Here is a 24,062-nt window from a genome sequence, read left to right as displayed (position 1 = left end):
AGGCGCCATCGGTGAGGCTGGCCGCAATGCCCGCGCCCGATTGCACTCGCACGGTGTGGCCCTGCGCAACCAGCTTCTTCGCGGTCTCCGCAGTCACGGCCACTCTTGTCTCGCCTGGCGCAGTTTCGGCCGGCACGCCTATCAGCATGTCATCGTTCCTTTCAGTGGTGCCGTGGACAAACGCCATGGCCAAGTGTTTGTGTCCCTCGCCGGCTGCATGTCAACGCTTGTCCTTGTCCTTGACCTTCTCCTGGACGCCGGACGCTTTCACGATCGGGCCCAGGCGGTCCATCTCGGACTTGATGTACGCGTCGAACTCCTGAAGCATGAGAAACCTCGGGGTGATGCCTTGATCGGCAAACTTTTGCCTGAGGGTTGGATCGTCGAGGACGGCCTTCATCGTGCGCGCAAGCTGGCTCACGATCTGTGGCGGCACCTTGCTGGGGGCCACGAAGCCGAACCAGGTGGCGAACTGATACGCCGGCAGGCCGGCTTCGGTCGTGGTGGGTACATCGCGAAGCAGGCTCAGTCGCTCGGGCCCGGTAACGGCCAAGGCCTGAAGCTTGCCTTCGCGAATCTGCCCGAGCACGAATGCGGGAGGCGTGAACACCGACTGGATCCGATTGGTGATCAGGTCGGCCGTCACTTCCGACGAAGACCGATAGGGGACATGCGTCATCGCCACCCCGGCCTGGGTTGCGAAATAGGCGCCGGCCAGATGGGTCTGACTGCCGATTCCCGACGAGCCGTAGTTGATCTCGCCCGGGCGCTTCTTGGCCAGGGCGATGAACTCCCCGAGGTTTCGCACGCCGAGAGCGCTCGGCACTGCGATGACCGCGGGTGCGTCCCCGATGAGGGCAATGCCCGTGAAGTCCCGCAACGTGTCGTAGGGCATCGCGTCGTATGCGGCGGGATTGATCGCATGCTGAGAATTGATCAGCAGGATGGTGTAGCCGTCGGGAGCCGACTTGGCCACCGCCTGCGCCGCAATGATCCCGCCCGCACCGGGCTTGTTGTCCACCACGACCGGTTGCCCGAGCTTCCTGGCCATTCGGTCGGCGAATTCCCGGGCGACCAGGTCGGTCGTCGTCCCTGGTGTGAGGGGCACCACCAGCTTCAGTGGCCGGTTGGGATAAGGGGCCGCATCCTGGGCGTGGACCTGTGTCGCGCAAAGAGCCAGACCCATCAGGGACAGGCGTAGGGCACGGGTGATGAACATGGTTGTCTCCTGGATTGTTCCAACGGAACGCCCGTAGGCGTCCAAGAATTACTGCAGCTTCCGGCCGAGCGTCTCAGGCACGGCCGCCAGGCCAAGCAGGGAGATCAGGCCGCAGCCGACGAGATAGAACGCCGGTGCATTGGGGCTGTCGGTCACATGGATCAGCGCCGTCGAAAACAACTGGGCGAAGCCGCCGAACACGGCAACGGCCACGTAGTACGTCACGGCCATGCCCGTGGCCCGCAGGCGCTGCGGCAGCACCTCGCTCACGAGCACGAGCGTGGGCGGCGACGTCATCGCCATGGGAATGGCCAGGCAACCCACTACCACCAGCAGGCAGGGCAGCGACGGGAAGGCATTGAGCATGACGAAGGCCGGATACGCCATCGCCAGCAGCGCAAGCCGCGTCCACCACACCATCTTGCGGCGACCTACCTTGTCGGTCATCCGTCCGGCGATGGGGCCGAAGACCACCATCATGGCCGCTGCCACAAAGCCTGCCCACACCGCTTCGTCGCGAGGGATGTGCAGCTGGAACGTTGCGTAGTTGGGGAGGTAGTAGGCAATCAGGTGAATGGCAGCGGCCAGGCCGGTCATCAGCAGCACGCTTGCGGCCAATTCGCGGCGGTGCTGGCGCATCAGTTGCCATCCGCCTGAAGCCGCCTTCTTGCGCGGCGCGGGAGGAAGCGTTTCTTCCAGGCGCTTTCGGATCACCTGTCCGACAGGGATCACGAGGATGCCGATCAGGAATGCCACGCGCCAGCCCCAGGACTCGAGCGCCGCTGGAGACAGCGAATGGCTGAGAAAGAGCGCCACGAGTGCGGCGAACACCGCGGCAATTCCCTGGCTGGCCGTCTGCCAGCTGGTGTAGAACCCGCGGGAACGTTCGTCTGCGTATTCCAGCAACATGGCGCTCGCCGAGCCCATTTCTCCGCCAATCGCAAAGCCCTGGACCAGGCGCGCGACGATCATCAGGATCGGGGCGAGGACGCCGAGCTGCGCATACGGCGGTGTCACGACAAGAATCAGCGCGCTGAAGGCCATCAGCCACATGGACAGCAGCACCGCCGGCTTGCGGCCGCGGCGATCGGCGTAGGCGCCGATCACGAGGCCCCCCAGCGGCCGCATGAGGTAGCCGGCACCGAAGGTTCCAAAGGTCAGCAACAACTGGCCGAGCGGATTTCCCACCGGGAAATACAGCGGGATGATCATCATGGCAAAGAAGTTGTACACGCCGGAGTCATACAACTCCAGAGCGCCGCCAATGGTGATGGCGGTGATTGCCGACGCCTTGGACATCGGCTTGGTCGGGGCCTTGGCCGGGACCGTTGCGTGGGGCGGTGCCACCACGGCGGAGGAATCGATGGACATTGCTTGTCTCCTTGTGCGGTCTGGCGTTCGCCGCACTGTGGGTCTGTGGGGGATGGTTCAGTCACATGGCCGTCGTTCCGGCCAGCGAAGGATTCGAATGGCGTGCTACACGACTCGGTTCAGGCCGCCACCTTCGACTTCCTGCTTTGCGGCTGCGATTCCTGGTCGCGCCACTGGGCCATCAAGTGCCCCCACTTGGTGTTCGCAGCGGCGGCGTTGCGCGCCTTGACGTGGCCGTAGCCGCGGATTTCTTCCGGCACCCTCGCAATTTCCAGCGCCAGGTCCAGGTTCTGCGCCGACAGCCTTGGCAGCAGTTCCTCGACGCAGCGGCGGTATTCAAGGATGAGCGTCCGCTCTTGCGTGCGTTCCTCGGTGTAGCCGAAGGGGTCGAAGGCCGTGCCGCGCAGGCCCTTCAGCCGGGCCAGCAAGCCAAATGCACTGCGCATCCACGGGCCGTACTCGCCCTTGACCGGTTCGCCGTCGCGGTTCTTCCTGGCGAACATCGGCGGGGCCAGGTGATGCACCAGGCGGACCTTGCCTTCGAACATGGATTCGATCTGCTTGCGGAACGCCGCGCCTGTGTGCAGGCGCGCCACCTCGTACTCGTCCTTGTAGGCCATCAGCTTGAACAGCGAACGGGCGACGGCCTCGGTGAAGCGCGTGTTGCCGACGACTGATTCGCTCTTGCGCACACCGGCGATGAAGGTCTCATACCGGTCGGCGTAGGCGCGGTTCTGGTAGCCGATGAGGAATTCCGCGTGCTTGCCGATGAGTTCACCCACCGACGGCTTGCGCGTGAACTGGATCACCTGGGCATTGGCAGCACGCAAGGGCACCTTCGACATGTCATGCGCACACTGGCGTCCCCACTCGAAGGCGGCCTTGTTGTTCTCCACCTGCACGCCGTTGAGTTCGATGGCGCGCATCAGCGCTGCATGGGACAACGGCACCCTGCCCTTTTGCCAGGCGAAGCCGAGCAGCAACAGGTTCGCGTAGATCGACTGGCCCAGCAATTGGGTGGCCACCTGTTCGGCGTCGAGGCTGGCCAGTTCGCCATGGCCGACAGCCTGCGCGATCCTCGCGACGGCCTGATCGGCCTGTGCGTCCCAGTCCGGGTTCTTGACGAAGGCCGCGGTCGGCGTGAGATGGCTATTCAGGACAACGTAGGTACGCTCAGCCGACATCGTGGCCAGTGTGGTCTTGCTGGCGGCCACCACCATGTCGCAAGCGATCACCAGGTCCGCCATGGCGAGGTCGACCCGGCTGGCATGCAGCGCATCCGGGCTCGCGGCAATCTGGATATGGCTCCACGTCGCGCCACCCATCTGTGCCATGCCGGTGGCATCCTGGGTGATCACGCCCTTCCCTTCCAGGTGCGCGGCCATGCCGAGCACGCCGCCGATGGTCACGATGCCCGTGCCGCCGATCCCCGCCACGACAATGCGTCGAGGCGTGGCGGCGTCCGGCAGGTTCGGCATGGGGATCGCGTCCGGGATGGAGGCCTTTCCCTTGGCAGCGGAGACCGGCTTCTTCAGTTGGCCGCCTTCCACCGTCACGAAGCTCGGGCAGAACCCTTTGACGCAGGAGAAGTCCTTGTTGCAGGTGTCCTGGTTGACCTTGCGCTTGCGACCGAATTCGGTCTCCACAGGCTGCACGGCCAGGCAGTTGCTCTGCACGGAGCAGTCGCCGCAGCCTTCGCACACGAGTTCGTTGATCACCACGCGCTTGGCCGGATCGACCATCGTGCCGCGCTTGCGCTCGCGGCGTTTCTTGGTGGCGCATGCCTGGTCATAGATGATCACGGTGACGCCGTCGGCTTCGCGCAGTTCGCGCTGCACCGTGTCGAGCTCGTCGCGATGCCGAATGGTCACGCCCGGTGCCAGGTTGGTGACGCCCTCGTACTTGGCGGGCTCGTCGGTCACCACGACGATCTGGCGGGCGCCTTCGGACGCCAGTTCGCGCGACATGGCCGGCACGTCGAGCTGGCCGCCGTCCACCGGTTGACCGCCGGTCATCGCGACGGCGCTGTTGAACAGGATCTTGTAGGTCAGGTTGACGCCAGCGTTGATCGACTGGCGCACCGCGAGCAGCCCCGAGTGGTTGTACGTGCCGTCGCCCAGATTGGCGAACATGTGCTTGCGCTTGCTGAATGGCGCCTGGCCCATCCAGGGCACGCCCTCGCCGCCCATTTGCGTCCAGGAGGTCGTCGAGCGGTCCATCCACGTCACCATGCCGTGACAGCCGATGCCGGCCATCGCGATGGAGCCTTCCGGTACGCGCGTGCTGGTGTTGTGCGGGCAACCGGGGCAGAACCATGGCAGGCGGTCGGTGCCACGGCTGTCGCCCTGCGCAGTGGCCCGCTGCTTCGCCTCGATCTCCATCAGGCGAACGTCCATGCGCGCCGCCACATCGGCCGGCACGCCAAGGAACTTGAGACGGTGGGCGATGGCCTTCGCCACCAGCGCGGGCGACAGGTCGGCCTTGGCGCGCAGCAGCCAGCTTTCGGCGGGCCTGCTGTGGCTCCATTCGCCACCCGCCCCTTCCGTGTGGTCGTATTTGCCGAATACGGCAGGGCGATGCTGCGGCGGGCAGTGGTACAGCTCATCCTTGAGTTGCTGCTCGATGATGGGCCGCTTCTCTTCGACCACGAGGACTTCGCGCAGGCCGTGGGCAAACTCGCGGACGCTGGTCGGCTCCAGTGGCCACACCACGTTGACTTTATGCACGCGGATGCCGAGCGCGCGGCATGCCGCGTCATCCAGCCCGAGGTCGAGCAGCGCCTGTCGCGTGTCGCTATAGGCCTTGCCGCTGGCGATGATGCCCAGCCGGTCGTTCTGACTCGCCACGACGTTGTGGTTCAGGCGATTCGCCCGCACATAGGCCAGCGCGGCCGGCCACTTGAACTCCATCATTCGGGCCTCGGCCCCCAGCGGGTCATCGGGCCACCGGATGTGAATGCCGCTCTCGGGAGGGGTGAAGTCTTCGGGCAGGACGATGCGTACGCGGTCTGCATCTGTCAGCACCGACGCGCCCGATTCCACCACCTCCTGCACCGTCTTCATGCCGGCCCACAGTCCGCTGAAGCGGCTCATGGCGAAGGCATGCACGCCAAGGTCGAGAATGTCCTGCACGTTGGAGGGAAAGAACACCGGCAGTCCGCAGGCCATGAACGTGTGGTCACTTTGATGCGCGAGCGTGCTGCTCTTGGACACGTGGTCGTCGCCGGCCAGTGCGATCACGCCGCCCAGGGGCGCGGTGCCGGCCAGGTTGGCGTGCTTGAGCGCGTCGCCGCTGCGATCCACGCCCGGTCCCTTGCCGTACCAGATGCCGAAGACACCGTCGTACTTCTTGCTGGCCGCATCGAACTCCAGTTGCTGCGATCCCCACACAGCGGTGACGCCGAGCTCCTCGTTGACGCCCGGCTTGAAGACCACATGGTTGTCGGCCAGATGCTTTTTCGCCTGCCACAGCGCCTGGTCATAGGTGCCGAGCGGCGATCCGCGATAGCCGGAAATGAACGCGGCGGTGTTGTGGCCGGCGTTCGCATCGCGCGCCCGTTGCATCATTGGCAGCCGCACGAGGGCCTGCACGCCGCTCATGAACGCACGACCGGTGGTGAGGGCGTAGCGGTCGTCGAGAGTCACCTTCTCGAGGGCCTCGCGTTGCAGTTTGGAAACCGGTGCGTTCATGGGGTTGTCTCGCTGGTCATGTCTTGTGTGAATGGGACGGTCAGGCGGGAAAAGCCAGTTGCCGGCGTGCGCCGAGCGCAGTCAACTCGCGCGTCAGGCTCTCGGGCAGTTCGATGCCCTTCCGTTGCGCGCGCTGTTCCTGTTCGGCGCCGCGCTGTCCCGGCAGGCGCGCGTGCTCGCCGCCGCAATCCCGGTAGTGGTCGATCCATTGGTGCATGTAGTCGGCCAGCAGGGGCTGCGGCGCAAAGGCCTGTGGCTTGACCATCCAGACGAACGCGCTTTGCCGGCCCATGGCGCCGGAAGCCGGCACGTCCTGCCACTCCGGCGCGAAGGACTCGGCGGTGGCCGCCAGTGCGCCGGCCAGGCACTCGACCATCATCGCGATGCCGATGCCCTTGTGTCCGCCCATGGGCAGCAGCGAGCCGGCCAATGCCGCCTTGGCGTCGGTGGTCGGGCGTCCTTCGGGATCGAGAGCCCAGCCGGCAGGAATGTCGCGCCCTTCACGCGCGGCGAGCAATACGTGCCCACGCGCCGCCACGCTGCAGGCGATGTCGAAGACGATGGGCGACTCGCCCTGCGCGGGGCAACCGAACGCGATCGGGTTATGCCCGATCGCCGCTCCTTTGAAGCCTTCCATGGCGAGCAGCGGCGGGGTACGTTGCCCGACCAGGCACATCGCGCCGGCTTCAGCCGCCTGCAGCGCGTAGACACCGAGCGCGCCCATGTGCCCACAGGACTGAACAGCCACCAGAACGCTGGCGGATTGCTCGAGTGCCTGCAACCCGAGCCGGACCGCGCGAGCGCCGGCGATCTGGCCCATTGCCCCGTCGGCATCAAGCACGACGCCACCGGGGAACTCGCGGTGGCGCAACTGCGCGTGCGGGTTGAAATCCTTGGCCAGCAGGCGCTCGACATAGGACGGCAGGCGCGTCATGCCGTGGGTCGCGTAGCCGCGCAGTTCGCTGCGCACCAGCAGTTGGGCCGCCTGCAGCGCATCTTCGGCCGGAACCTGGCACGACGTCAGGATCTGGGCGGTCCAGTCCGTCAAGGACTCGATGGAATGATTCGTCATGGAAGGAAATCGACGTGAGGGACCTAGCGAACAATCACCAGCCGCTCGGAGAAAGGTCCCCCGCAGACGCTCTGGTAGTACAGCGGCTTGTCGCTGAGCGTGTAGCCGCGCAGTTCCATCAGGAAGCTCGGCTTTTCCGGGTCCAGATCGAGCGAGCGGACCGCGGCGGCGGTGGGCGGCGCAAAGCGGATCCATTGATCGACCCGCAGCGTGGGCAAAGCGAGTCGTTGCAGCAGGAGTTCGCGCAGATTGGTTTCCAGTTCCTGGCGCTCCACGCCACCGAGCTTTTCGAAATCTTCCTCGCGCAACCAGAATTCGCTGCTGAGGTCGAACTTTCCGCCGACATTGATCGTGCGATCGACGCGCACAAAAGCCTCCCCCTCCAGGAAGTCCGACCAGGGGCCCTTGCGCTTCAAGCGCTTGACGCCAAGGGCGTGCACATACGACGTGAGCGGAAGCCCTTGCTCGTCGAGAAAGCGCAGGTGCCGCACGTCGGCCGGGGCCACCTTGTGACCGGAGATGAAGGTCCCGCGCCCATGCTCGCGCCGAATGAGGCCGGCATTCGCCAGCCGCGCCAGTGCCTTCTGCATGGTGCCCACGCTGACGCTGTGCTGGGCGGCGAATTCTTCCTCGGACGGCAGGCGATCGCCCTCGCGCAATGCACCCGATTCGATGGCTTCGATGATGGCGTCGGAGACGCGTTCAAGCTTGGTCATGGTGCACTCACAGGCTGCGTTCGAAGCGGCTGACAGCCGTTTCGCGAATATTCAGGATCTCGCTCGTGATGCGGGTGCCTGATCCGACTTCGGCCACGTAGTCGTAGAGCCGGTCGCCCAGGTCCGCGATCTTGGCCGAGGACTCGAAGATCGCGCTGACATCGAAGTCGATGTTGTCGCGCATCGAATTCACGGTGTTGACGTTGCCGCAGATCTTGATCGTCGGCGCCACCATGTTGCCGATCGGGTTGCCGACGCCGGTGCCGAAGCAGATCAGCTGGCAGCCGCTGACGGCGAAGCCCGTCAGGTTCTCGACCGCGCCCGAGGGAGCGTCCATGAAGTGCAGTCCCTTGCGCGCTGGCGCCTGGCCGTAGCCCAGCACGCCCACGAGCGGGCTCTTGCCGGCCTTGGCCAACGCGCCCAGCGCCTTTTCCTCGACGGTCGTGAGCCCGCCGCGCTTGTTGTCGGGCGCGGGCTGCGAGTCACGCATGTTGACGCCGCGCTGTACCGCCATGGCTTCCATGCCCTGTACGGCATTCAGGAAGGCCTGCTTGACGGTGTCGTCCACTGCGCGCGCTGCGAAGAGATGCTCGGCGCCGATGAACTCGGACGTCTCCGAGATGATGACCGTGCCGCCGGCATCGATCAGCCGATCGGCCACGCGCCCGATCGTCGGGTTGCAGCTCAGGCCGGACGTGGTGTCCGACCCCCCGCACTCGACGCCCATGACCAGGTCCGACATCGGACAGGGTTGGCGCCTCATCTGCGAAGCCTGCAGCACCATGCGTGCCGCATGCCGCGTTCCCTGCGCCACGCACTCGATCGTGCCGTTCGGCTGCAGGTGAACGACTTCCACCGGCTTGCCTGTGGGACGGATGCGGCGCGCCACTTCTTCAGTGGACGATTCTTCGAGGCCCACCAGGAGAACGCCTGCGATGTTGGGGTTGCGACCCAGTCCTGCCAGCGAATCGAGCGCGAACTCGAGGTCGGCGCCGAACTGGCCACGCACGAACAGCGTGGTCACGGGAAGGGTCCCGCCCACTGCTTGCGAGATTGCGCGCGTCGCCGGATTGCAGTTGTCCATCACCGAGATGACGGCGATCCAGTTGCGCACGCCTGCGGGGCCGTGTTCGCGCCGAAAGCCGAGAAATGATTTGGTCATGGTCGGAATTCCTAGCGCTCTTCCAGATCGCCGCGAGCGCGAGCCGAATCGAAGTTATGTACGTGGGCGTGCTCTCCGGGGGCAATGGCCCGCGTGGCGCGACCGATGACTTGCCCGTACTTGAGCACGTTGGCGCCCAAGGGGATCGGCGAGATGCAGATCTTGTGACCGAACGCGACGTCTTGCCGCGCGATGACCTGACCGGAAATCTCGCCTTGCAGCGAGCAGGTCTCGCCTTCTCTGGCGGGATCGATCAAGGTGGCTACGTTGTCGGAAGGGTGAAGGATGATGCTTCTTGGCATGTTTGACTCCTATAGAGGACATCGCAACTATAGGCACTGCTTCTTCGTACCGCAACAAGTAAATAGAGAGCAAGCGTAGGTACTTGTCCTATATAGGACTTGTTGACATGACCGAATCGGCTAACTACAGTCGCCTCCATCGTCTGAAAGCAAAGTCATGCAGATCCCAGGTCATCTGAACAAGGTCAACAAGCTGAACCAGTTGCGAGCACGGCTCGACCCGCTGGAGGATTTCGAGCTGTGGTTCTGGGCAACCATGATGTCGGGCACGCATGCGGTCAATGCCGCCCTTCACCACTCTGGAGTGACCGAGCCCGTGGAGGCCTATGCGATGCAACCGGGTGTCTACCTGGTGCCGCAGCCCGACGGCCGCCTGGTGTCGAAGTTCGCCGCGCTGGGCGATGTGCTGCACGTCGGGCGCCCGGTCATCGAGGCCCCGGTGCCCGAGGACGTCCATCAAATGATGCACGCGATGGAGCGCATCGAAGAGCACCGCGATCCCTGTGTGCGCGAGGGCTGCAAGCCGACGCAAGAGATCGTCGATGCCTGCGAGCGGGCCTACGGCGAATGCATGGCCATCCTGAACCAACGCTGCCCTTTGGAGTAAGCCATGAAGCCCCAGGAACATGAAGCAGCGGCACAGCGCATCGAGAACTCCTTGCGCAAGTGCGGGCCTGACGACTACGAAATCATCATCGAGGGGTCGATGCTTGCCGGCTCGCACTGGCTCAACGCCCATCTGCATCGCCTCGGCGCGACACAGCCCGCGCAGGACGTCATGCACACCTACCTTCTCATCGTGAACGAGTTGCGTCGGCTGAGCGTAGCCGACCCGGAGGGCGTCGCTTCCCTCAGCGCCATCGAAGACCTGCGCCCCGCCTATGTGCGAGGCGCCGTTTCGGGCGGGAAGGATGCCGCGCAACGCGCGCTCTCGCTGCTCGAACTCATACGCGCCAGCGCTCGTTCCTCGTGACGCCGGCAACCTACCCAAACACGGAGAAATACATGAAGGCAGTCAGAGTCATTCCGCATCCCGACGGCGGGCGCATTGAAGTTCAGGAGATCGCCAGGCCCAAGGTCGGGCCCGGCCAGGTGCTCGTGCGCGTACGCGCATCCGGGCTCAACCGCGGCGAAATCACGCAGGCCAAGGAAAAGCGCACCGGCGACCCCATGACGGTCGGCGTGGAGTTCGCCGGCGAAGTCGCCGAAGTCGGGAGCGAAGTCACCGCCTGGCGCGAGGGCGACCGTGTCATGGGGCATGGGCGCGAGTGCCAGGCGCAGTACGTCCTTGCGGATCCGCTGGCCATCATGCCGGTGCCTTCGACAGTTTCATGGATCGAGGCGGCGTCGTTTCCCAACGCGTTCATCACTGCGCACGACGCGGTGATCACCAACGGACAGTTGCGCCCGGGCGAGTCGATCCTTGTCAACGGCGCGTCGGGCGGCGTGGCCTGGGCGGCGCTGCAGATCGCATCGCTTTGGAAGGCTCATCCTGTGATGGCGATGTCTCGCTCGGCAGAGAAACTCGCGCGACTGGCGGAGTTCGGCGTCGAGGTGGGTATTGATTCCTCGAAAGAGTCACAGGTCGAGAAGGTGATGTCCGCGACCGAGAAGCGCGGCGTCGATGTCGTGATCGACCTGGTCGGCGCGCCGGTGTTCGAGGCCAACGTGCAAAGCATGGCGGTGGGCGGACGCTACGTGAACATTGCCCGGCTGGGCGGGCGCACCGCACAGATCGACCTGGAACAACTTTGGCTCAAGCGCCTGAAGCTGATTGGCGTCACCTTCCGCACACGCTCCGAGCAGGAGCGGCTGCAGTGCATTCAGGCCTGCGCGCGCGACATGCTTCCGTTCCTGAACGACGGCCGCATCCGCTGGGCCATTGACCGCAGTTTTGCGCTGGACGACATCCATGCGGCACACGCCTACATGATGCAAGCCCAGCACTTCGGAAAGATCGTTCTGACCATTGATTGATTGACCCATTAGCCCGGAGACAAAGATGACGAAACTCAAAGTGACACCGTTGACCGGTTCCATCGGCGCCAGCGTCGAAGGCATCGACCTGAACAGCTCCATCGACAACGAGACGTTCGCCGCGCTGCACGACGCCTTCCTCACGCATTGCGTGCTGATCTACCGCGGCCAGCAACTGAAGCCCGCGGCCCAGGTCGAATTCGGCCGGCGCTGGGGCAAGCCGTTGAATACCAACCCGCTGCTGAAGCACCTCGAAGGCCATCCCGAGATCGTGCAAGTCACCAAGATCCCCAAGGCGACAGCATCGACCGAGGCGTGGCACTACGACTCGTGCTACACACCGGTCCCGCCCAAGATCTCGATCCTGTCGGCCGTGACAGTGCCCAACGGCGGCGACACCATGTGGTGCAACCAGTACCAGGCCTATGAACGGCTGTCGCCCACGATGAAGCGCATGCTCGAAGGCCTGCGCGTGAAGTTCGTCGGGTTGCGCCTGGGCCGCATGATGGGCGCCGATGCGGCCAGCCTGCCGACCGCCGTGCATCCGCTGGTGCGCACCCATCCGGAAACCGGCCGCAAGGCACTGTACGTCGGCCACCGCGAGACGGCGCAGCTCATCGAGGGCATGACCGACGAGGAAAGCCGCCCCCTGTTGGACTTCCTGTATGAGCACTCGACGAGCCCGGACAACATCTATCGGCACATGTGGCAGCAAGGCGATGTCGTGATGTGGGACAACCGCTGCACCATGCACTACGCCGTCCACGACTACGGCGAAGCCGAGCGAGTGCTCAACCGCATCACCATGGAAGGCGAAGTGCCGCAATGAAGCGCGACGATTGCGCGCTGGCGCAGGACGTCGAGCCCGTGCGCGAAGCCTTTCGCTTCGACGAGCAGCGCCTGGCGCACTGGCTGCACGCGAATGTCGGCGACCGGGCCGGCGAGTTGCGGGTCAGTCAATTCAAGGGTGGCCAATCGAATCCGACCTACCGTGTCGACACAGACCGCCGCAGCTACGTCCTCAGGCGCAAGCCGCCGGGCGACTTGCTCAAGGGCGCCCATGCGATCGACCGCGAGTACCGCGTGCTCGCAGCCTTGCACGAAGCGGAGTTCCCGGTGCCACGGGTACACGCCTTGTGCGTGGATCGCAGCGTGATCGGGACCGAGTTCTACATGATGGACCGCATCGAAGGGCGCGTGTTCTGGAACCCGCGCCTGCCAGAGGTGGCCGCGCCCGAGCGCGCGGCCTGTTTCGACGCGATGAACGCAACGATCGCCCGCTTGCACGGCATCGATCCGTCGGCCATCGGCCTGGGCGACTACGGCCGCACCGGCGGCTACTTCGAACGGCAGATCGCACGCTGGTCCGGCCAGTATCGGGACGACGCGCTCGCAGGCCGCGATCCGAACATGGACCGGTTGGTCGAATGGCTGCCGCAACACGTTCCCGCGGGCGACGAGACGACGATCTCGCACGGCGACTTCCGCTGCGACAACATGATCTTCCACCCGACGGAGCCGCGCGTCCTGGCGGTGCTGGACTGGGAGCTCTCGACGCTGGGTCATCCGCTTGCCGACTTCGCCTACCACGCGATGATGTACCGGCTGCCGCCATCGATCATGAATGGCTTGCTTGGCGAAGACCTCGAGCCGCTCGGCCTGCCCTCGGAAGCCGACTACGTTGCCGCCTACGTGAGACGCACCGGGCGTGACGGCATCCCCAACTACGCCTTCTACATCGCGTTCAACATGTTCCGCCTCGCCGCCATCCTGCATGGCATCAAGGGGCGCCTGCTGCGCGGGACCGCATCGTCGGCGCAGGCCGTCGAAATGGCGAAGAACGTCGAGCCGCTGGCCAAGCTGGCTTGGCAACAAGCCGAAATCGCGATGCGCGAAGCCGGCTGAATTTCAACAGAAAAACACACCATGTCTCCACACCTGCCTTCCGCGGCCGCCGCGGAGTTGCCGGAGCGCGTCCTGCGTTTCGTGCGCGAAACCGTGATCCCCTACGAGAAAGACCCGCGCAACCACGGGCACGGGCCGTCCGAGGATCTCGTTCGGGAACTGCGCACGCAGGCCCGCGAGGCCCGCTTGATGGCGCCGCATCTGCCTGCGGAATACGGTGGCCATGGGCTCACGCACCTCCAGACCGCGGCGGTCTTCCGTGCCGCCGGCTATTCGCCGCTGGGTCCGGTCGCGCTCAACATCATGGCGCCCGACGAAGGCAACATGCACCTGTTGGAGCGGGTCGCCACGACGGCACAGAAGGAGCGTTTCCTGCGCCCGCTGGCTGCCGGTGACGTGCGCTCGGCCTTCTTCATGACCGAGCCCGATGGCGGCGCCGGCTCCGACCCGTCGATGCTCAAGACCGAGGCCGTGCGCGATGGCAGCGACTGGCTGATCAGCGGCCGGAAGTGGTTGATCACGGGCGCTGTCGGTGCCGGCTTCGGCATCGTGATGGCCCGCACCGAGGAACGCGCGACGATGTTCCTCGTCGACATGGACAGCCCCGGCATCAAGATCGAGCGCATTCTGGACACCATCGACAACTCGATGCCCGGCGGGCATGCCGTCATCGCGCTCGACCGCGTGCGCGTGCCGGCGGACCAGATCCTCGGCGAAGAAGGCCGAGGCTTCGACTACGCGCAAGTTCGCCTCGCGCCGGCACGCCTGACGCACTGCATGCGCTGGTGGGGTACGGCACGCCGGGCGCATGACATCGCCACCGACTACGCCTGTCGCCGCCATGCCTTCGGCAAGCCGCTGATCGATCACGAAGGCGTCGGATTCATGCTGGCAGACAACGAGATCGACCTGAAACAGGCCGAGCTGATGATCGACTGGTGCGCCGCGGTGCTCGATACCGGCGCCAAGGGAACGCAGGAAAGCAGCATGGCCAAGGTCGCCGTGTCTGAGGCGCTGTACCGGATCGCCGACCGCTGCGTGCAGGTGCTCGGCGGCCTGGGCGTCACGCGCGACACGGTGGTCGAGCAGGCGTTCCGCGAGATCCGCGCCTTCCGCATCTACGACGGCCCGTCGGAGGTTCACCGCTGGTCGCTGGCCAAGAGCATCAAGCGCCGCATGAAGGAGCACTGAGCATGTTGAAGGCAGATCTGACGGGCGTCACCGCCCTCGTCACGGGCGCGTCGAGCGGACTCGGTGCCCACTTTGCGCGCCTGCTGGCGCGTTCGGGCGCGAACGTGCTGCTGGCCGCCCGGCGAGTCGCTGCGCTCGAGGCCATCGTCGCCGAACTGAAGGAAGGCGGCGCCCGCGCGCAGGCGCTCGAACTCGATGTCAGCCAGCCCGAGCAGGTGCGCGCGTGCATCCAGGCCCTGCCCCGGCTCGACGTGCTGGTGAACAACGCGGGCGTGACGCTGACGCGCTCCTTCCTCGAACAAAGCGACGAGGACTGGGACCGCGTGCTCGATACCAACCTGCGCGGCGCGGCGATGGTCGCGCAGGCCGCGGCGCGGCGCATGAAGGCGCTGGAGACACGCGGCTCGATCATCAACGTCGCTTCGATCCTCGGCTTGCGGCAGGCCGGCCACGTGTCTGCGTACGCCGTGTCCAAGGCGGCGCTGATCCAGCTCACCAAGTCGATGGCGCTTGAACTGGCGCGCGAAGGCATCCGCGTCAACGCGTTGGCGCCGGGCTATTTCGACACGGAACTCAACCATGACTTCTGGCAAGGCGACGCCGGCCAGGCATTGATCAAGCGCGTTCCTTCGAGGCGCCTCGGGCAGCTCGATGAGCTGGACGGGCCGCTGCTCCTGCTCGCTTCCGACGCATCACGCTACATGACGGGTGCCGTGCTTGCCGTCGATGGCGGACATCTGGTCAGTTCACTCTAGTGCGAATTCTCAAAACCATGAAAAACCCAAAAATGAAAAAGTCCCTGGTTGGTCTGGCTGCCCTGGCAGTTCTCGGAGTCGCTTCCGCGCAGTCATCCGTCACTTTGTTCGGCGTGCTGGATGAATCGGTCAGCGGCTACCAAAACACGTCGGAGACCCCGTTGGGCGTCAGCGCCCGGACGAGTCGCCAGGTGCTGGCAAGCAATGGCTACAACCAGAGCCGCCTTGGGTTCCGCGGAACGGAAGACCTTGGTGGCGGTCTGGCTGCCAGCTTCTGGCTCGAATCCGCGCTCTTTCCGGACGATGGAACGACCGGCGGCAATGTGGCGAACTCAGGCCCGAGTGCGAACGGCTTCTTCAATCGCCGCTCGACGGTGAGCCTGTCGGGCGTCGCCGGCGAGTTGCGCCTCGGCCGCGACTACACGCCGACCTTCTGGAACGACCTCGTGTTCGACCCGTTCAGCGCCAACGGCGTGGGCACCAATGTCATTGCCACGGCCAACGGCTTCAGCAGCACCGGGGCGTCGGTCAGCGGCTTCCGGGCCAACAGCACCTACATCCGCGCCAGCAATTCTGTCGGCTATTTCCTGCCACCCAACCTCGGTGGCTTCTACGGCCAGGCCATGTATGCCTTCAACGAGCAGGTCAAGTACGACCCTGGCGTCTTCACGCCGCCGAAGGTCCCGAACAATTCGCGTGCGGGCGCATACTGGGGCGGTCGCGTCGGCTACGCCAACGGTCCGTTGGACGTGGCTGTTTCATACGGCGAGGCCACGATTGCCGACGACTACTTTGCCGGACTGACAACGACGCTCGACTCCGCCAACCTCGGCGCCTCGTACGACTTCGGCCCCGTGAAGCTGTTCGGGGAATTCTCGAAAGCCAMGCTGAATACGGACAACGACGGCATCGTCCCCATCGGCGCCATCAACGCTTCGCCGCGCGCCACAGGCTACCTGCTCGGCGCGACGGTGCCCATCGGCGCCGGGCTGATCCGGGCCTCCTACTCGCAAGTGAAGATCGATCCGAACCGAGTGATCGCGCAACTCACCGGCGATCCGACCGCCAGCAAGTGGGCGCTCGGCTATGTCTACAACCTGTCCAAGCGTACCGCGCTCTACGCCACCATCGCTCAGCTCAACAACAAGAACGGCTACGACCTGGCTGTTGGCAGCGTGCCGTTCGTCTCGGGCGGCACCTTCCAGGCCAGGACGTCACGAGGCTACGACCTGGGCATCCGTCACGCGTTCTGAGCCTCACAGTGCGTGACAAAGCGCTGCAGGTTGGCCGAGAACCGCTTCCGGCGATGATGGATCAGGTATAGCCGACGCGTGAGGCGCGGCAGCGTGGTTTCCAGGACCACCAGCCTGCCCAGGGTCAAAAGGTCTTGCACTGCGCAAAGCGACAGGCAGGCAAGACCCAGCCCCTCTGCCGCTGCTTGCTTGATGGCCTCCGTGCTGCCCGGGAGCATTTCGCCGTCGAGGTGATGCAGATGCGACAGCAACGCCTGCTCCGTTGCTTCGCGAGTGCCTGAGCCGGGTTCGCGAAGCAGCCATCGCGTCTGCCGCAGGGCCTTGAGCGGCACCCGTTGCGCCCCGTTTTGCGCCAGGGGGTGCGTCGGCGCACACACGATCACCAGATCGTCTTCCCGCCACGGCACCGCGCGAAGCTCCGCTTCGCGGCAGGGGCCTTCGATCAGTCCCAGGTCCACCTCCAGTCGGGCCACGGATCCCGCCACGTCGCGCGTATTGCCGATCTGCACATCGACGCCCGCGGCAGGCCATGTCCTCAGATAGCTGGCCACCAATTGCGGCAAGAGGTAGTTACCGATGGTGGTGCTGGCGCCGATTCGCAACCGGGTTGCCATCGCGTCCTGGCCGGCCGCCGCGCTGCCGAGCCCGAACTGGGCCTCGATGTCCTGCGCGCTGTCCAGCAGCGCCCTCGCCTGCGGCAACAAGGATCGCCCGTTGTCGTTCAGGAGAAGGCGTTTGCCGACGCGATCGAACAGTTGCGCGCCAAGCAGGTTTTCCAGTTCGTTCAGCGCTCCGCTGGTCGCGGATTGCGACAGCGCCAGACGCGACCCGGCAGCGGTGGTGCTGCCGGCGTCGGCAATGGCCGTGAAGATGAGGAGTTGGCGCAAGGTCAATCGCATGGTTTTGAACTCTATACCTGTTTGATCGCTTATTTATAGCTGAACTATCCGTTTGTCAGATAAGGCGCGGGGCGTCAAAGTTCGTCTGCACCCATCCAATCAACGCATTGCAGAACCCCATGTCCTCCGTCGCCGACCTCACCCTCCCCTCCCAGTCGACCGCCGCAGATGCCGTGATGCAGCAGCGCCCCGGCGCCTGGACACGCTGGCGCGGGATGGCGCCGGGCCTCGCATTGACGGGCGCGATCGCCTTCGCATCGATCCATCTGGCGCAACTGGGCTGGCTGCAATCCAACGGCATCAGCGCGCTCACCCTGGCGATCGTGCTGGGCATGGTGGTCGGCAACACCGTGTATTCGCGGATCAGCACGGTTGCCGACGCGGGCGTGACGCTGTCCAAGGCAAAGCTGCTGCGGCTGGGCATCATTCTTTACGGCCTGCGCCTCACCTTCCAGGACATCGGCAACGTGGGCTGGGCAGGCGTGGCGATCGACGCGCTGGTGATCTGCAGCACCTTCGGGCTGGCCTGCTTTCTGGGCACACGGGTATTTGGCCTCGATCGCAAGACGGCGATGCTGATCGGTACCGGCAGTTCGATCTGCGGCGCGGCGGCGGTCATGGCTGCCGAACCCGTGGTGCGCGCCCGTGCCGAGCAGGTCATGGTCGCCGTCGCCACGGTGGTGGTGTTCGGCACGCTCGCCATGTTTCTCTACCCCGTCCTGCACCACCTGAATGCGCAATACCACCTGATCCCGATGTCGCAGGACGCCTACGGCGTATTCGCGGGTTCGACCATCCACGAGGTGGCCCAGGTGGTCGCAGCCGGACGCGCAGTCGGCGAAGAAGCCGCGAACACGGCAGTGATCGCGAAGATGGTCCGCGTCATGATGCTGGCGCCGTTCCTGATCATCCTGTCGGCGTGGTTGTCCCGGTCGTCACGACGCGACGACGCGTCGGACCGCCCCGAGAACCGCGGCGATGCCAAGCAAGGCGGCGGCCTCGTCATCCCCTGGTTCGCGTTCGGCTTCGTTGCCGTGGCGGGATTGAATTCGCTCGCCGTGCTGCCGCCTGCCGTCGTGAGTCAAATCACCAGCATCGATGGCGTACTGCTCGCGATGGCCATGGCGGGTCTGGGCCTTTCCACCCACGTTTCAGCGGTCCGCAAGGCCGGTATCAAGCCGCTGGCATTGGCAGCCGTGTTGTTCGCCTGGTTGATCTTCGGCGGTCTCGCCATCAACACTGGCGTGACGGCTCTGCTGAACTGAGCGGCAGCGCCGGCGTTCAGGCCAGTTTGAGCAGTTCCGCAGCAAGCTCCTTGGGCATGTCGACCATCACGTCATGGCTTACCGGCATCTTGACCAGCCGCCAACCCGACGCTTTCTCGACCTTGGCAGCGAAATAGCGGAACGGGCTCGGGTCCCAGTTGTCCGCGAGGATGTACAGGCGGTTCTTGATCTTGTCGAGCGCGCCAGTGAGCAGCAGCGGCATCTCGAAGGTCGCGAGCGCCTGCGGCCGGCAGAGGCGGTCGACGCGCGCGCGGTTGGCCGGGGCGATGTTGAACATCTCGGCGGGAATCGGCTGCATCAATCCGCTGTGGTCCTGCAAGGCGGTGCCACGGAAGGCTCCGAGAAACTGCGCGGCCACTTCAGGCGCCAGCGCCTTGTTCAGCAGGCCGTTCAGCGAATCGCCATGCTCGGGCACGAAGGCGTCGAGATAGACGAGCGAGCGGATCTTGTCGCTCATGCGGTCGGCCACGCCGGTGATGACCATGCCGCCATACGAATGGCCGACCAGGATCACGTCGCTCAGTTCTTCCCACTCGATGCAGCCGCAGACGTCTCGGATATGGGTTTCGAGCGTGATGTTTTCCGCCGACTGGTGCGCGCGCTCGCCGACGCCCGTGTGCGTGGGCGTGAACACCGTGTGTCCGGCCGCGCGCAGCGCATCCGCCGTTTCCCGGTAGCACCAACCGCCGTGCCAGGCGCCATGGACGAGAACAAAGTTGGCCATCGCTGTGTCTCCGAAAAATGAGGAGCGGCCATCTTGAGCGGCGCCTGTGCCGCGTGCCATCGGGTAATCCCGGCCGATGCCGGCAGATGCCGGCGAGGTCAGAGCTTCCGGCGCATTTCGATGTGGGCGATGCCCGCTTCCTCGAAGGGCTCGCCGTGCGGTGCGTATCCGAGCCGCGTATAGAAAGCCTCGGCGCTGCGCTGCGCATGCAGGGTGACCTCGCGGTCGCCGCGCGCTGCCGCAACGGCTTCGAGCGCACGCAGCACCGCCTCTCCGTGGCCGCCACCGCGCAGCGTGCGGTGCACGGCCATGCGTCCGATGCGCCCGATACCGGCTGACTCCGCCACCAACCGGCCCGTCGCAATCGTCTGCCCGAGCCGATTGCGCGCGACGGCATGCACCGCGTTCGCGTCGTGCTCGTCCCATTCGAGTTCCTTGGGAATGCGCTGCTCCTCGATGAAGACTTCGCGCCGCACCTTGCCGGCGCCCTCCCCGAGCGAATCCCAGTTGCCGGTGGCGACGTCGCGCATCGGCTCGCCGGCCTCGTAGCCCGCGAGGATCTCGCGCAGCAGCAGCGGCACCGGCTTGGAGGTCTGCGTGGCCGGGTCGGCGTACACGTAGACCAGGTCGCAACTCACCAGCAGTTCATCGCCGCGGAACAGGCCGCCGACGAACAAGATCGACGAATTGCCCACGCGCACGCACTTCATGCCGACGTCGAGCAGGTCGTCCACCCGCGCCGAGGCATTGAACTCGACCGTCGCCTTGCGCACATAGAGGTCGCCGCCCAGGGACTGCATCGCCTCTTCATACGGCAACGCCATCGCGCGCCAATAGTCGGCGATGGCCGTGTCGAAATACATCAGGTAGTGCGCGTTGAAGACGATCTTCTGCATGTCCACCTCGGCCCAGCGCACGCGCAGGCGGTGGAAGAAACGAAAGTCGGATTTCTTGAGCTGTTCAGTCATGGTTGCAAGGCTTCTTTGAGTGCGCGGGCTGCATCGGCATGCGCCTGCAGCGCTTCGGGGATGGCGCGGCCCATCTTGACGAATTCGTGGATCACGCCGCGATAGATTTCAAGGTCGACGGGCACACCCGCGGCGCGCAGCTTGTCGGCATAAGCGATGCCTTCGTCCACGACCGGATCGTATTCCGCCAAGCCGATCCACGCCGGCGCGACGCCTTCGACGTCTTCGGCGTTGAGGGGCGCGAAACGCCAGTCGTCGCGATCGGTGGGCGAATTCACATACAGGTTGAAGAAATAGCTGATCAGCGCCTCGCCGAGCAGTGGGCCCTCGGCGTATTTCTTGTGCGAAGGCGTGTCCTGGTGCGCGGCGGTGCCTGGATAGAAAAGCAGTTGCAGCGCGAGTGGAATTCCCGCATCTCGCGCGAGGATGGCGCACACCGCCGCCAGCGTGCCGCCGGCGCTGTCGCCGCCGACCGCGATGCGCGTGCCGTCGAGGCCCCACTGCCCTGCGTTCCCGGCGAGGTGTTCGACCGCATCCCACGCATCGTTCGACGCCGTCGGGAACTTGTGCTCCGGGGCCAGCCGGTAGTCCAGCGAAACCACCGCGCAGCCGCTCTTCTCGCTCAGCACACGACACAAGGTGTCATGCGTGGCAATGCTGCCGACCGTGAATCCGCCACCATGAAAGAACAGCAGCACCGGCAACACCGCGTTCGACGGCGCATACAAGCGCGCCGGAAGTGCGTAGCCGTCGCGAGCGGGCAAGGTGAAATCCTCGACGCGCGCAAGCTGCGGCTTGGGCACTTCGAGGACGCCGGCGCCTTTTTCGTAGGCGGCCTTGGCCTCGGCGGGGGGTAGCGCATTGAGCGGCGGACGCCCGGCGCGCACCATGCGTTCGACCACGCTGGCCATCTTGGGGGTGAGCGCGACCATTTCGTCAGTCCTCGCCGGCTGTCCCGATTGCGTCAAGCGCAGGGGTTTCTTGAGTGTCCAAAGTGCTTCGTGCTTGTTAGATTCGAGGGCTCGCATCGTACCGTCCGCACAAACCCAAAGCGCCATGGCCCTCATTCAATACCTCACCCAGATCCAGTTCGATTTCGGCGCCATCCGGCTGCTTCGCAGCGAATGCGAGCGCATCGGCATCCAGCGTCCGCTGGTCGTGACCGACGCGGGCGTGCGCGCGGCCGGTGTTCTGCAAAAGGCGCTCGACGCGCTCGGCGACATGCCGGCAGCCGTGTTCGACCAGACGCCCTCCAACCCCACCGAAGCCGCCGTGCGCGCCGCCGCGGCCCAGTACCGCGCGCAGAACTGCGACGGGTTGATCGCCGTCGGCGGCGGCTCCGCCATTGACTGCGCCAAGGGCGTCGCGATCGCGGCCACGCATGAAGGCCCGCTCAAGATCTACGCCACCATCGAGGGCGGCTCGACGAAGATCACCGACCGCGTCGCGCCGCTGATCGCCGTGCCCACCACCAGCGGCACCGGCAGCGAGGTCGCGCGCGGCGCGATCGTGATCGTCGACGACCACCGCAAGCTCGGCTTCCACAACTGGTTCCTGATGCCCAAGGCCGCCATCTGCGACCCCGAACTCACGTTCGGCCTGCCGCCCCGGCTGACCGCCGCGACCGGCATGGACGCCATCGCGCATTGCATGGAAACCTTCATGTCGGCCGCCTTCAATCCACCGGCCGACGGCATCGCGCTCGACGGGCTCGAACGCGCCTGGGGCTACATCGAACGCGCCACCAAGGACGGCAGCGACCGCGAGGCACGGCTCAACCTGATGAGCGCTTCGATGCAGGGCGCCATGGCCTTCCAGAAGGGCCTGGGCTGCGTGCATTCGCTGAGCCACAGCCTGGGCGGCATCGATCCCCGGCTGCACCACGGCACGCTGAACGCCCTCTTCCTGCCGGCGGTGATCCACTTCAATGCCGGCGCCGAATCGGTTCAGAAGGACCAGCGCCTCCAGCGCATGGCGCACGCCATGCATCTGGATTCGGCCGGTGACCTCGGCGACGCGATCCGTGAAATGTGCGCGCGCCTGGGACTGCCCAAGGGCCTCGCTGAAGTCGGCGTGACGCCGGACATCTTCGAGCAGGTGATCGACGGCGCGATGGTCGACCATTGCCACAAGACCAACCCGCGGCTCGCCACACGGGACGACTATCGGCGGATGCTTGAAGCGTCGATGTAGAAGCAGCGCAAGGCCATGCGAACGTTCAACGATTCATCCCAAAAGGACGCCACATGAACCGCTTCCGTTATCCGAGGTTGAAGCTTGTCTGCACCACAGCGTTCATGCAGTTGCTTTGTGCCGAGCAGACCGCGCCAACCTGCTGACTACTTCTTCAACTTCTCGCGCAGTGCTTTCGAAAGCGCAACCGCCGCGACAGAAAGGCGTGCAAGCGCGGACTGGTAGACCACGCCGTTCTCTCGCTTGTCGACGGCCACAACAGTCACCAGCAAGTGGTCGTCCTCGACCGAGTAGACCAGGCGCACGCCTTGCTGCCGCAGCTTGATCTTGTAGCAGCCCGCGAGCGGTCCATGCAGCTCTCCTCCAGGCACATGAGGGTTGTCGAGTCGCTTGGCGAGCAGCTTCTTGAGGTTCGCCTGAACAGAGCCATCAAGCTTGCGCCACTCCTCCAAGGCCTCCGGCATGAAGCGAAGTTTGTATTTGTGCTTCGGCTTGCCTTTAGAGGTCGTCAATGTCGACCTCGACGGCTCGCGACTTCTCGGCCAAGCGGCTGACGGCCTTGCGGTACAGCTCCTGGTCGGCGAGTTCCTCCATCATGGCCTCGAAGAGGCGAGGCTCGATCATGTAGAACGCGGCGCGATTGTGGTTGAGTACCGCAACGGGACGGTTGTTCGCCTCCCTTAGCACTGCGGCCGGGTTCTTTTTGAACTCGGACATGCTTACGGCGACGTCGGCGAGAATGGCTTCCATAAATAGCTCCGTATTTGGAGCCAAATATAGCTACGCTCTAAGCCTTGGTCAAGCGCGTTCCTGCGGTGCGGTAGTACTGGTCTCCAGGCGCACCGCCGGACAAGTCAAGATAGAGGCTAATGCGGGCGGGCACCTCCGAAGGCAAGCACTCGGCCTGGATTGTTCGGTCGTGGATAGCGAAGCCGTGCGCTCATGTTGTAGTCGAGTGGACGTCAAATGCGCAAAGCTGTCGTTTTCGCCTCTCTCTGCGCTGTCGCGTCCATCGCGATGGCTGTGGGTCCCGACGCGGTGTCTTGGACCGCCGACTCGGGCAGGGGTCGAGGCATTGCGCCTGGAGAGCACGCGCACAGCTCGAACGTTCTACCTCCGCAATGGATTCGTACCTGACGGGCCCGCAGTTCTGGCGTTCGGTATCGAGGGCCAGCCCGTGCGAAAGGGGCTCGGCTCAAAAGGCTGATGCGCGTGCCTCGGAGGGCAGAAGCGGCCGAGGTTGTGTGCAAACGGCTTTGATTCGCGAGTATGCCGAACAGCGGCTGTGCGGTCGGCATCAGCGTGACGGAGTCATCCAGTGGTCTCATCGCGCAAACGCAGGGTTGTTTTAGGACCAGAGTGGTTGCACGAGTCGCAAAG

Annotated in this window: 23 protein-coding genes and 1 pseudogene; 10 read left to right on the top strand and 14 right to left on the bottom strand. The window is 65.0% G+C overall.

Annotation, left to right across the window (positions count from 1 at the left end; translation table 11 throughout):
- From AC1DN9_RS29295 to AC1DN9_RS29260, 8 genes and pseudogenes are all read right to left on the bottom strand, one after another.
- Positions 1-148, bottom strand: a pseudogene (locus tag AC1DN9_RS29295) (NAD(P)(+) transhydrogenase (Re/Si-specific) subunit alpha); the annotation flags it as partial.
- A 72-nt stretch (positions 149-220) separates the two neighbouring features.
- On the bottom strand, positions 221-1,219 hold the full coding sequence (locus AC1DN9_RS29290; protein WP_478105880.1) for a tripartite tricarboxylate transporter substrate binding protein: 999 nt from the start codon (positions 1,217-1,219) through the stop codon (positions 221-223).
- 48 nt (positions 1,220-1,267) lie between these two features.
- Complete coding sequence (locus AC1DN9_RS29285; RefSeq protein ID WP_478105879.1) at positions 1,268-2,590, bottom strand: MFS transporter; 1,323 nt, start codon at positions 2,588-2,590, stop codon at positions 1,268-1,270.
- A 119-nt stretch (positions 2,591-2,709) separates the two neighbouring features.
- Positions 2,710-6,279 (bottom strand): indolepyruvate ferredoxin oxidoreductase family protein, encoded by a 3,570-nt coding sequence (locus AC1DN9_RS29280; RefSeq protein WP_478105878.1) that lies wholly within the window; start codon positions 6,277-6,279, stop codon positions 2,710-2,712.
- 40 nt (positions 6,280-6,319) lie between these two features.
- Complete coding sequence (locus tag AC1DN9_RS29275; RefSeq protein WP_478105877.1) at positions 6,320-7,351, bottom strand: Ldh family oxidoreductase; 1,032 nt, start codon at positions 7,349-7,351, stop codon at positions 6,320-6,322.
- A gap of 23 nt (positions 7,352-7,374) precedes the next feature.
- Positions 7,375-8,067, bottom strand: a complete 693-nt coding sequence (locus AC1DN9_RS29270; protein ID WP_478105876.1) for a GntR family transcriptional regulator — start codon at positions 8,065-8,067, stop codon at positions 7,375-7,377.
- Between the two features lie 7 nt (positions 8,068-8,074).
- A complete protein-coding gene (locus AC1DN9_RS29265; RefSeq protein WP_478105875.1) occupies positions 8,075-9,229 on the bottom strand; it encodes a UxaA family hydrolase in 1,155 nt (384 codons plus the stop codon).
- 11 nt (positions 9,230-9,240) lie between these two features.
- Entirely contained in the window at positions 9,241-9,531 is a 291-nt protein-coding gene (locus tag AC1DN9_RS29260; RefSeq protein ID WP_478105874.1) for a UxaA family hydrolase, read from the bottom strand.
- A 157-nt stretch (positions 9,532-9,688) separates the two neighbouring features.
- Here AC1DN9_RS29260 and AC1DN9_RS29255 point away from each other — a divergent pair, with 157 nt between their 5' ends.
- Genes AC1DN9_RS29255 through AC1DN9_RS29220 form a run of 8 tightly spaced genes read left to right on the top strand, consistent with a single transcriptional unit; the run spans position 9,689 to position 16,612 of the window.
- Positions 9,689-10,138 (top strand): hypothetical protein, encoded by a 450-nt coding sequence (locus AC1DN9_RS29255; RefSeq protein WP_478105873.1) that lies wholly within the window; start codon positions 9,689-9,691, stop codon positions 10,136-10,138.
- A gap of 3 nt (positions 10,139-10,141) precedes the next feature.
- Positions 10,142-10,504 carry a hypothetical protein gene (locus AC1DN9_RS29250; RefSeq protein WP_478105872.1) on the top strand — a complete coding sequence of 121 codons (363 nt, stop codon included), beginning with the start codon at positions 10,142-10,144 and terminating at the stop codon, positions 10,502-10,504.
- Positions 10,505-10,536: 32 nt separating this feature from the next.
- Positions 10,537-11,508 (top strand): quinone oxidoreductase family protein, encoded by a 972-nt coding sequence (locus AC1DN9_RS29245; RefSeq protein WP_478105871.1) that lies wholly within the window; start codon positions 10,537-10,539, stop codon positions 11,506-11,508.
- Positions 11,509-11,533: 25 nt separating this feature from the next.
- Complete coding sequence (locus AC1DN9_RS29240; RefSeq protein WP_478105870.1) at positions 11,534-12,337, top strand: TauD/TfdA dioxygenase family protein; 804 nt, start codon at positions 11,534-11,536, stop codon at positions 12,335-12,337.
- Entirely contained in the window at positions 12,334-13,413 is a 1,080-nt protein-coding gene (locus tag AC1DN9_RS29235) for a phosphotransferase (RefSeq protein WP_478105869.1), read from the top strand. The genes AC1DN9_RS29240 and AC1DN9_RS29235 overlap by 4 nt, the downstream gene beginning before the upstream one ends.
- 21 nt (positions 13,414-13,434) lie before the next feature.
- Positions 13,435-14,604 (top strand): acyl-CoA dehydrogenase family protein, encoded by a 1,170-nt coding sequence (locus AC1DN9_RS29230; protein ID WP_478105868.1) that lies wholly within the window; start codon positions 13,435-13,437, stop codon positions 14,602-14,604.
- Between the two features lie 2 nt (positions 14,605-14,606).
- Entirely contained in the window at positions 14,607-15,359 is a 753-nt protein-coding gene (locus AC1DN9_RS29225) for an SDR family NAD(P)-dependent oxidoreductase (RefSeq protein WP_478105867.1), read from the top strand.
- A gap of 32 nt (positions 15,360-15,391) precedes the next feature.
- Positions 15,392-16,612, top strand: a complete 1,221-nt coding sequence (locus AC1DN9_RS29220) for a porin (protein ID WP_478105866.1) — start codon at positions 15,392-15,394, stop codon at positions 16,610-16,612.
- On the opposite strand, the gene AC1DN9_RS29215 is transcribed toward AC1DN9_RS29220, so the two are convergent.
- Positions 16,600-17,511: a LysR family transcriptional regulator gene (locus AC1DN9_RS29215; protein ID WP_478105865.1), complete on the bottom strand. Its 912-nt coding sequence runs from the start codon at positions 17,509-17,511 to the stop codon at positions 16,600-16,602. The genes AC1DN9_RS29220 and AC1DN9_RS29215 overlap by 13 nt on opposite strands.
- A 176-nt stretch (positions 17,512-17,687) precedes the next feature.
- Here AC1DN9_RS29215 and AC1DN9_RS29210 point away from each other — a divergent pair, with 176 nt between their 5' ends.
- Positions 17,688-18,776 (top strand): YeiH family protein, encoded by a 1,089-nt coding sequence (locus AC1DN9_RS29210; RefSeq protein ID WP_478105881.1) that lies wholly within the window; start codon positions 17,688-17,690, stop codon positions 18,774-18,776.
- 16 nt (positions 18,777-18,792) lie between these two features.
- Here AC1DN9_RS29210 and AC1DN9_RS29205 read toward each other — a convergent pair whose 3' ends face one another.
- The 3 genes from AC1DN9_RS29205 to AC1DN9_RS29195 all read right to left on the bottom strand — a co-directional run bounded on the left by AC1DN9_RS29205 (position 18,793) and on the right by AC1DN9_RS29195 (position 21,421).
- Entirely contained in the window at positions 18,793-19,521 is a 729-nt protein-coding gene (locus AC1DN9_RS29205) for an alpha/beta fold hydrolase (protein ID WP_478105864.1), read from the bottom strand.
- 98 nt (positions 19,522-19,619) lie between these two features.
- Positions 19,620-20,489 carry a YbgC/FadM family acyl-CoA thioesterase gene (locus AC1DN9_RS29200; protein WP_478105863.1) on the bottom strand — a complete coding sequence of 290 codons (870 nt, stop codon included), beginning with the start codon at positions 20,487-20,489 and terminating at the stop codon, positions 19,620-19,622.
- On the bottom strand, positions 20,486-21,421 hold the full coding sequence (locus tag AC1DN9_RS29195; RefSeq protein WP_478105862.1) for an alpha/beta hydrolase: 936 nt from the start codon (positions 21,419-21,421) through the stop codon (positions 20,486-20,488). Before AC1DN9_RS29195 ends, AC1DN9_RS29200 begins: the two co-directional genes overlap by 4 nt.
- Positions 21,422-21,545: 124 nt before the next feature.
- Between AC1DN9_RS29195 and AC1DN9_RS29190 the strand changes: the two genes are divergently transcribed.
- Positions 21,546-22,682, top strand: a complete 1,137-nt coding sequence (locus tag AC1DN9_RS29190) for an iron-containing alcohol dehydrogenase (RefSeq protein ID WP_478105861.1) — start codon at positions 21,546-21,548, stop codon at positions 22,680-22,682.
- A gap of 146 nt (positions 22,683-22,828) precedes the next feature.
- Here AC1DN9_RS29190 and AC1DN9_RS29185 read toward each other — a convergent pair whose 3' ends face one another.
- Together AC1DN9_RS29185 and AC1DN9_RS29180 are read right to left on the bottom strand one after the other, a co-directional pair.
- Positions 22,829-23,146 carry a type II toxin-antitoxin system RelE family toxin gene (locus AC1DN9_RS29185; RefSeq protein ID WP_478105860.1) on the bottom strand — a complete coding sequence of 106 codons (318 nt, stop codon included), beginning with the start codon at positions 23,144-23,146 and terminating at the stop codon, positions 22,829-22,831.
- Between the two features lie 34 nt (positions 23,147-23,180).
- Positions 23,181-23,432 carry a type II toxin-antitoxin system Phd/YefM family antitoxin gene (locus AC1DN9_RS29180; RefSeq protein WP_478105859.1) on the bottom strand — a complete coding sequence of 84 codons (252 nt, stop codon included), beginning with the start codon at positions 23,430-23,432 and terminating at the stop codon, positions 23,181-23,183.
- Positions 23,433-24,062 lie beyond the last annotated feature (630 nt).

Source organism: Variovorax sp. 05L425, assembly GCF_056397705.1.
Note: the sequence above shows the minus strand (reverse complement) of the source record. Positions and strands in the feature narration are given on the sequence as shown.

Bases quoted from the DNA above. Each gene is read 5' to 3' on its own strand.
- AC1DN9_RS29290 (WP_478105880.1), bottom strand. From the start codon at position 1,219: ATGTTCATCACCCGTGCCCTACGCCTGTCCCTGATGGGTCTGGCTCTT.
- AC1DN9_RS29285 (WP_478105879.1), bottom strand. From the start codon at position 2,590: ATGTCCATCGATTCCTCCGCCGTGGTGGCACCGCCCCACGCAACGGTC.
- AC1DN9_RS29280 (WP_478105878.1), bottom strand. From the start codon at position 6,279: ATGAACGCACCGGTTTCCAAACTGCAACGCGAGGCCCTCGAGAAGGTG.
- AC1DN9_RS29275 (WP_478105877.1), bottom strand. From the start codon at position 7,351: ATGACGAATCATTCCATCGAGTCCTTGACGGACTGGACCGCCCAGATC.
- AC1DN9_RS29270 (WP_478105876.1), bottom strand. From the start codon at position 8,067: ATGACCAAGCTTGAACGCGTCTCCGACGCCATCATCGAAGCCATCGAA.
- AC1DN9_RS29265 (WP_478105875.1), bottom strand. From the start codon at position 9,229: ATGACCAAATCATTTCTCGGCTTTCGGCGCGAACACGGCCCCGCAGGC.
- AC1DN9_RS29260 (WP_478105874.1), bottom strand. From the start codon at position 9,531: ATGCCAAGAAGCATCATCCTTCACCCTTCCGACAACGTAGCCACCTTG.
- AC1DN9_RS29255 (WP_478105873.1), top strand. From the start codon at position 9,689: ATGCAGATCCCAGGTCATCTGAACAAGGTCAACAAGCTGAACCAGTTG.
- AC1DN9_RS29250 (WP_478105872.1), top strand. From the start codon at position 10,142: ATGAAGCCCCAGGAACATGAAGCAGCGGCACAGCGCATCGAGAACTCC.
- AC1DN9_RS29245 (WP_478105871.1), top strand. From the start codon at position 10,537: ATGAAGGCAGTCAGAGTCATTCCGCATCCCGACGGCGGGCGCATTGAA.
- AC1DN9_RS29240 (WP_478105870.1), top strand. From the start codon at position 11,534: ATGACGAAACTCAAAGTGACACCGTTGACCGGTTCCATCGGCGCCAGC.
- AC1DN9_RS29235 (WP_478105869.1), top strand. From the start codon at position 12,334: ATGAAGCGCGACGATTGCGCGCTGGCGCAGGACGTCGAGCCCGTGCGC.
- AC1DN9_RS29230 (WP_478105868.1), top strand. From the start codon at position 13,435: ATGTCTCCACACCTGCCTTCCGCGGCCGCCGCGGAGTTGCCGGAGCGC.
- AC1DN9_RS29225 (WP_478105867.1), top strand. From the start codon at position 14,607: ATGTTGAAGGCAGATCTGACGGGCGTCACCGCCCTCGTCACGGGCGCG.
- AC1DN9_RS29215 (WP_478105865.1), bottom strand. From the start codon at position 17,511: ATGCGATTGACCTTGCGCCAACTCCTCATCTTCACGGCCATTGCCGAC.
- AC1DN9_RS29210 (WP_478105881.1), top strand. From the start codon at position 17,688: ATGCAGCAGCGCCCCGGCGCCTGGACACGCTGGCGCGGGATGGCGCCG.
- AC1DN9_RS29205 (WP_478105864.1), bottom strand. From the start codon at position 19,521: ATGGCCAACTTTGTTCTCGTCCATGGCGCCTGGCACGGCGGTTGGTGC.
- AC1DN9_RS29200 (WP_478105863.1), bottom strand. From the start codon at position 20,489: ATGACTGAACAGCTCAAGAAATCCGACTTTCGTTTCTTCCACCGCCTG.
- AC1DN9_RS29195 (WP_478105862.1), bottom strand. From the start codon at position 21,421: ATGGTCGCGCTCACCCCCAAGATGGCCAGCGTGGTCGAACGCATGGTG.
- AC1DN9_RS29190 (WP_478105861.1), top strand. From the start codon at position 21,546: ATGGCCCTCATTCAATACCTCACCCAGATCCAGTTCGATTTCGGCGCC.
- AC1DN9_RS29185 (WP_478105860.1), bottom strand. From the start codon at position 23,146: ATGCCGGAGGCCTTGGAGGAGTGGCGCAAGCTTGATGGCTCTGTTCAG.
- AC1DN9_RS29180 (WP_478105859.1), bottom strand. From the start codon at position 23,432: ATGGAAGCCATTCTCGCCGACGTCGCCGTAAGCATGTCCGAGTTCAAA.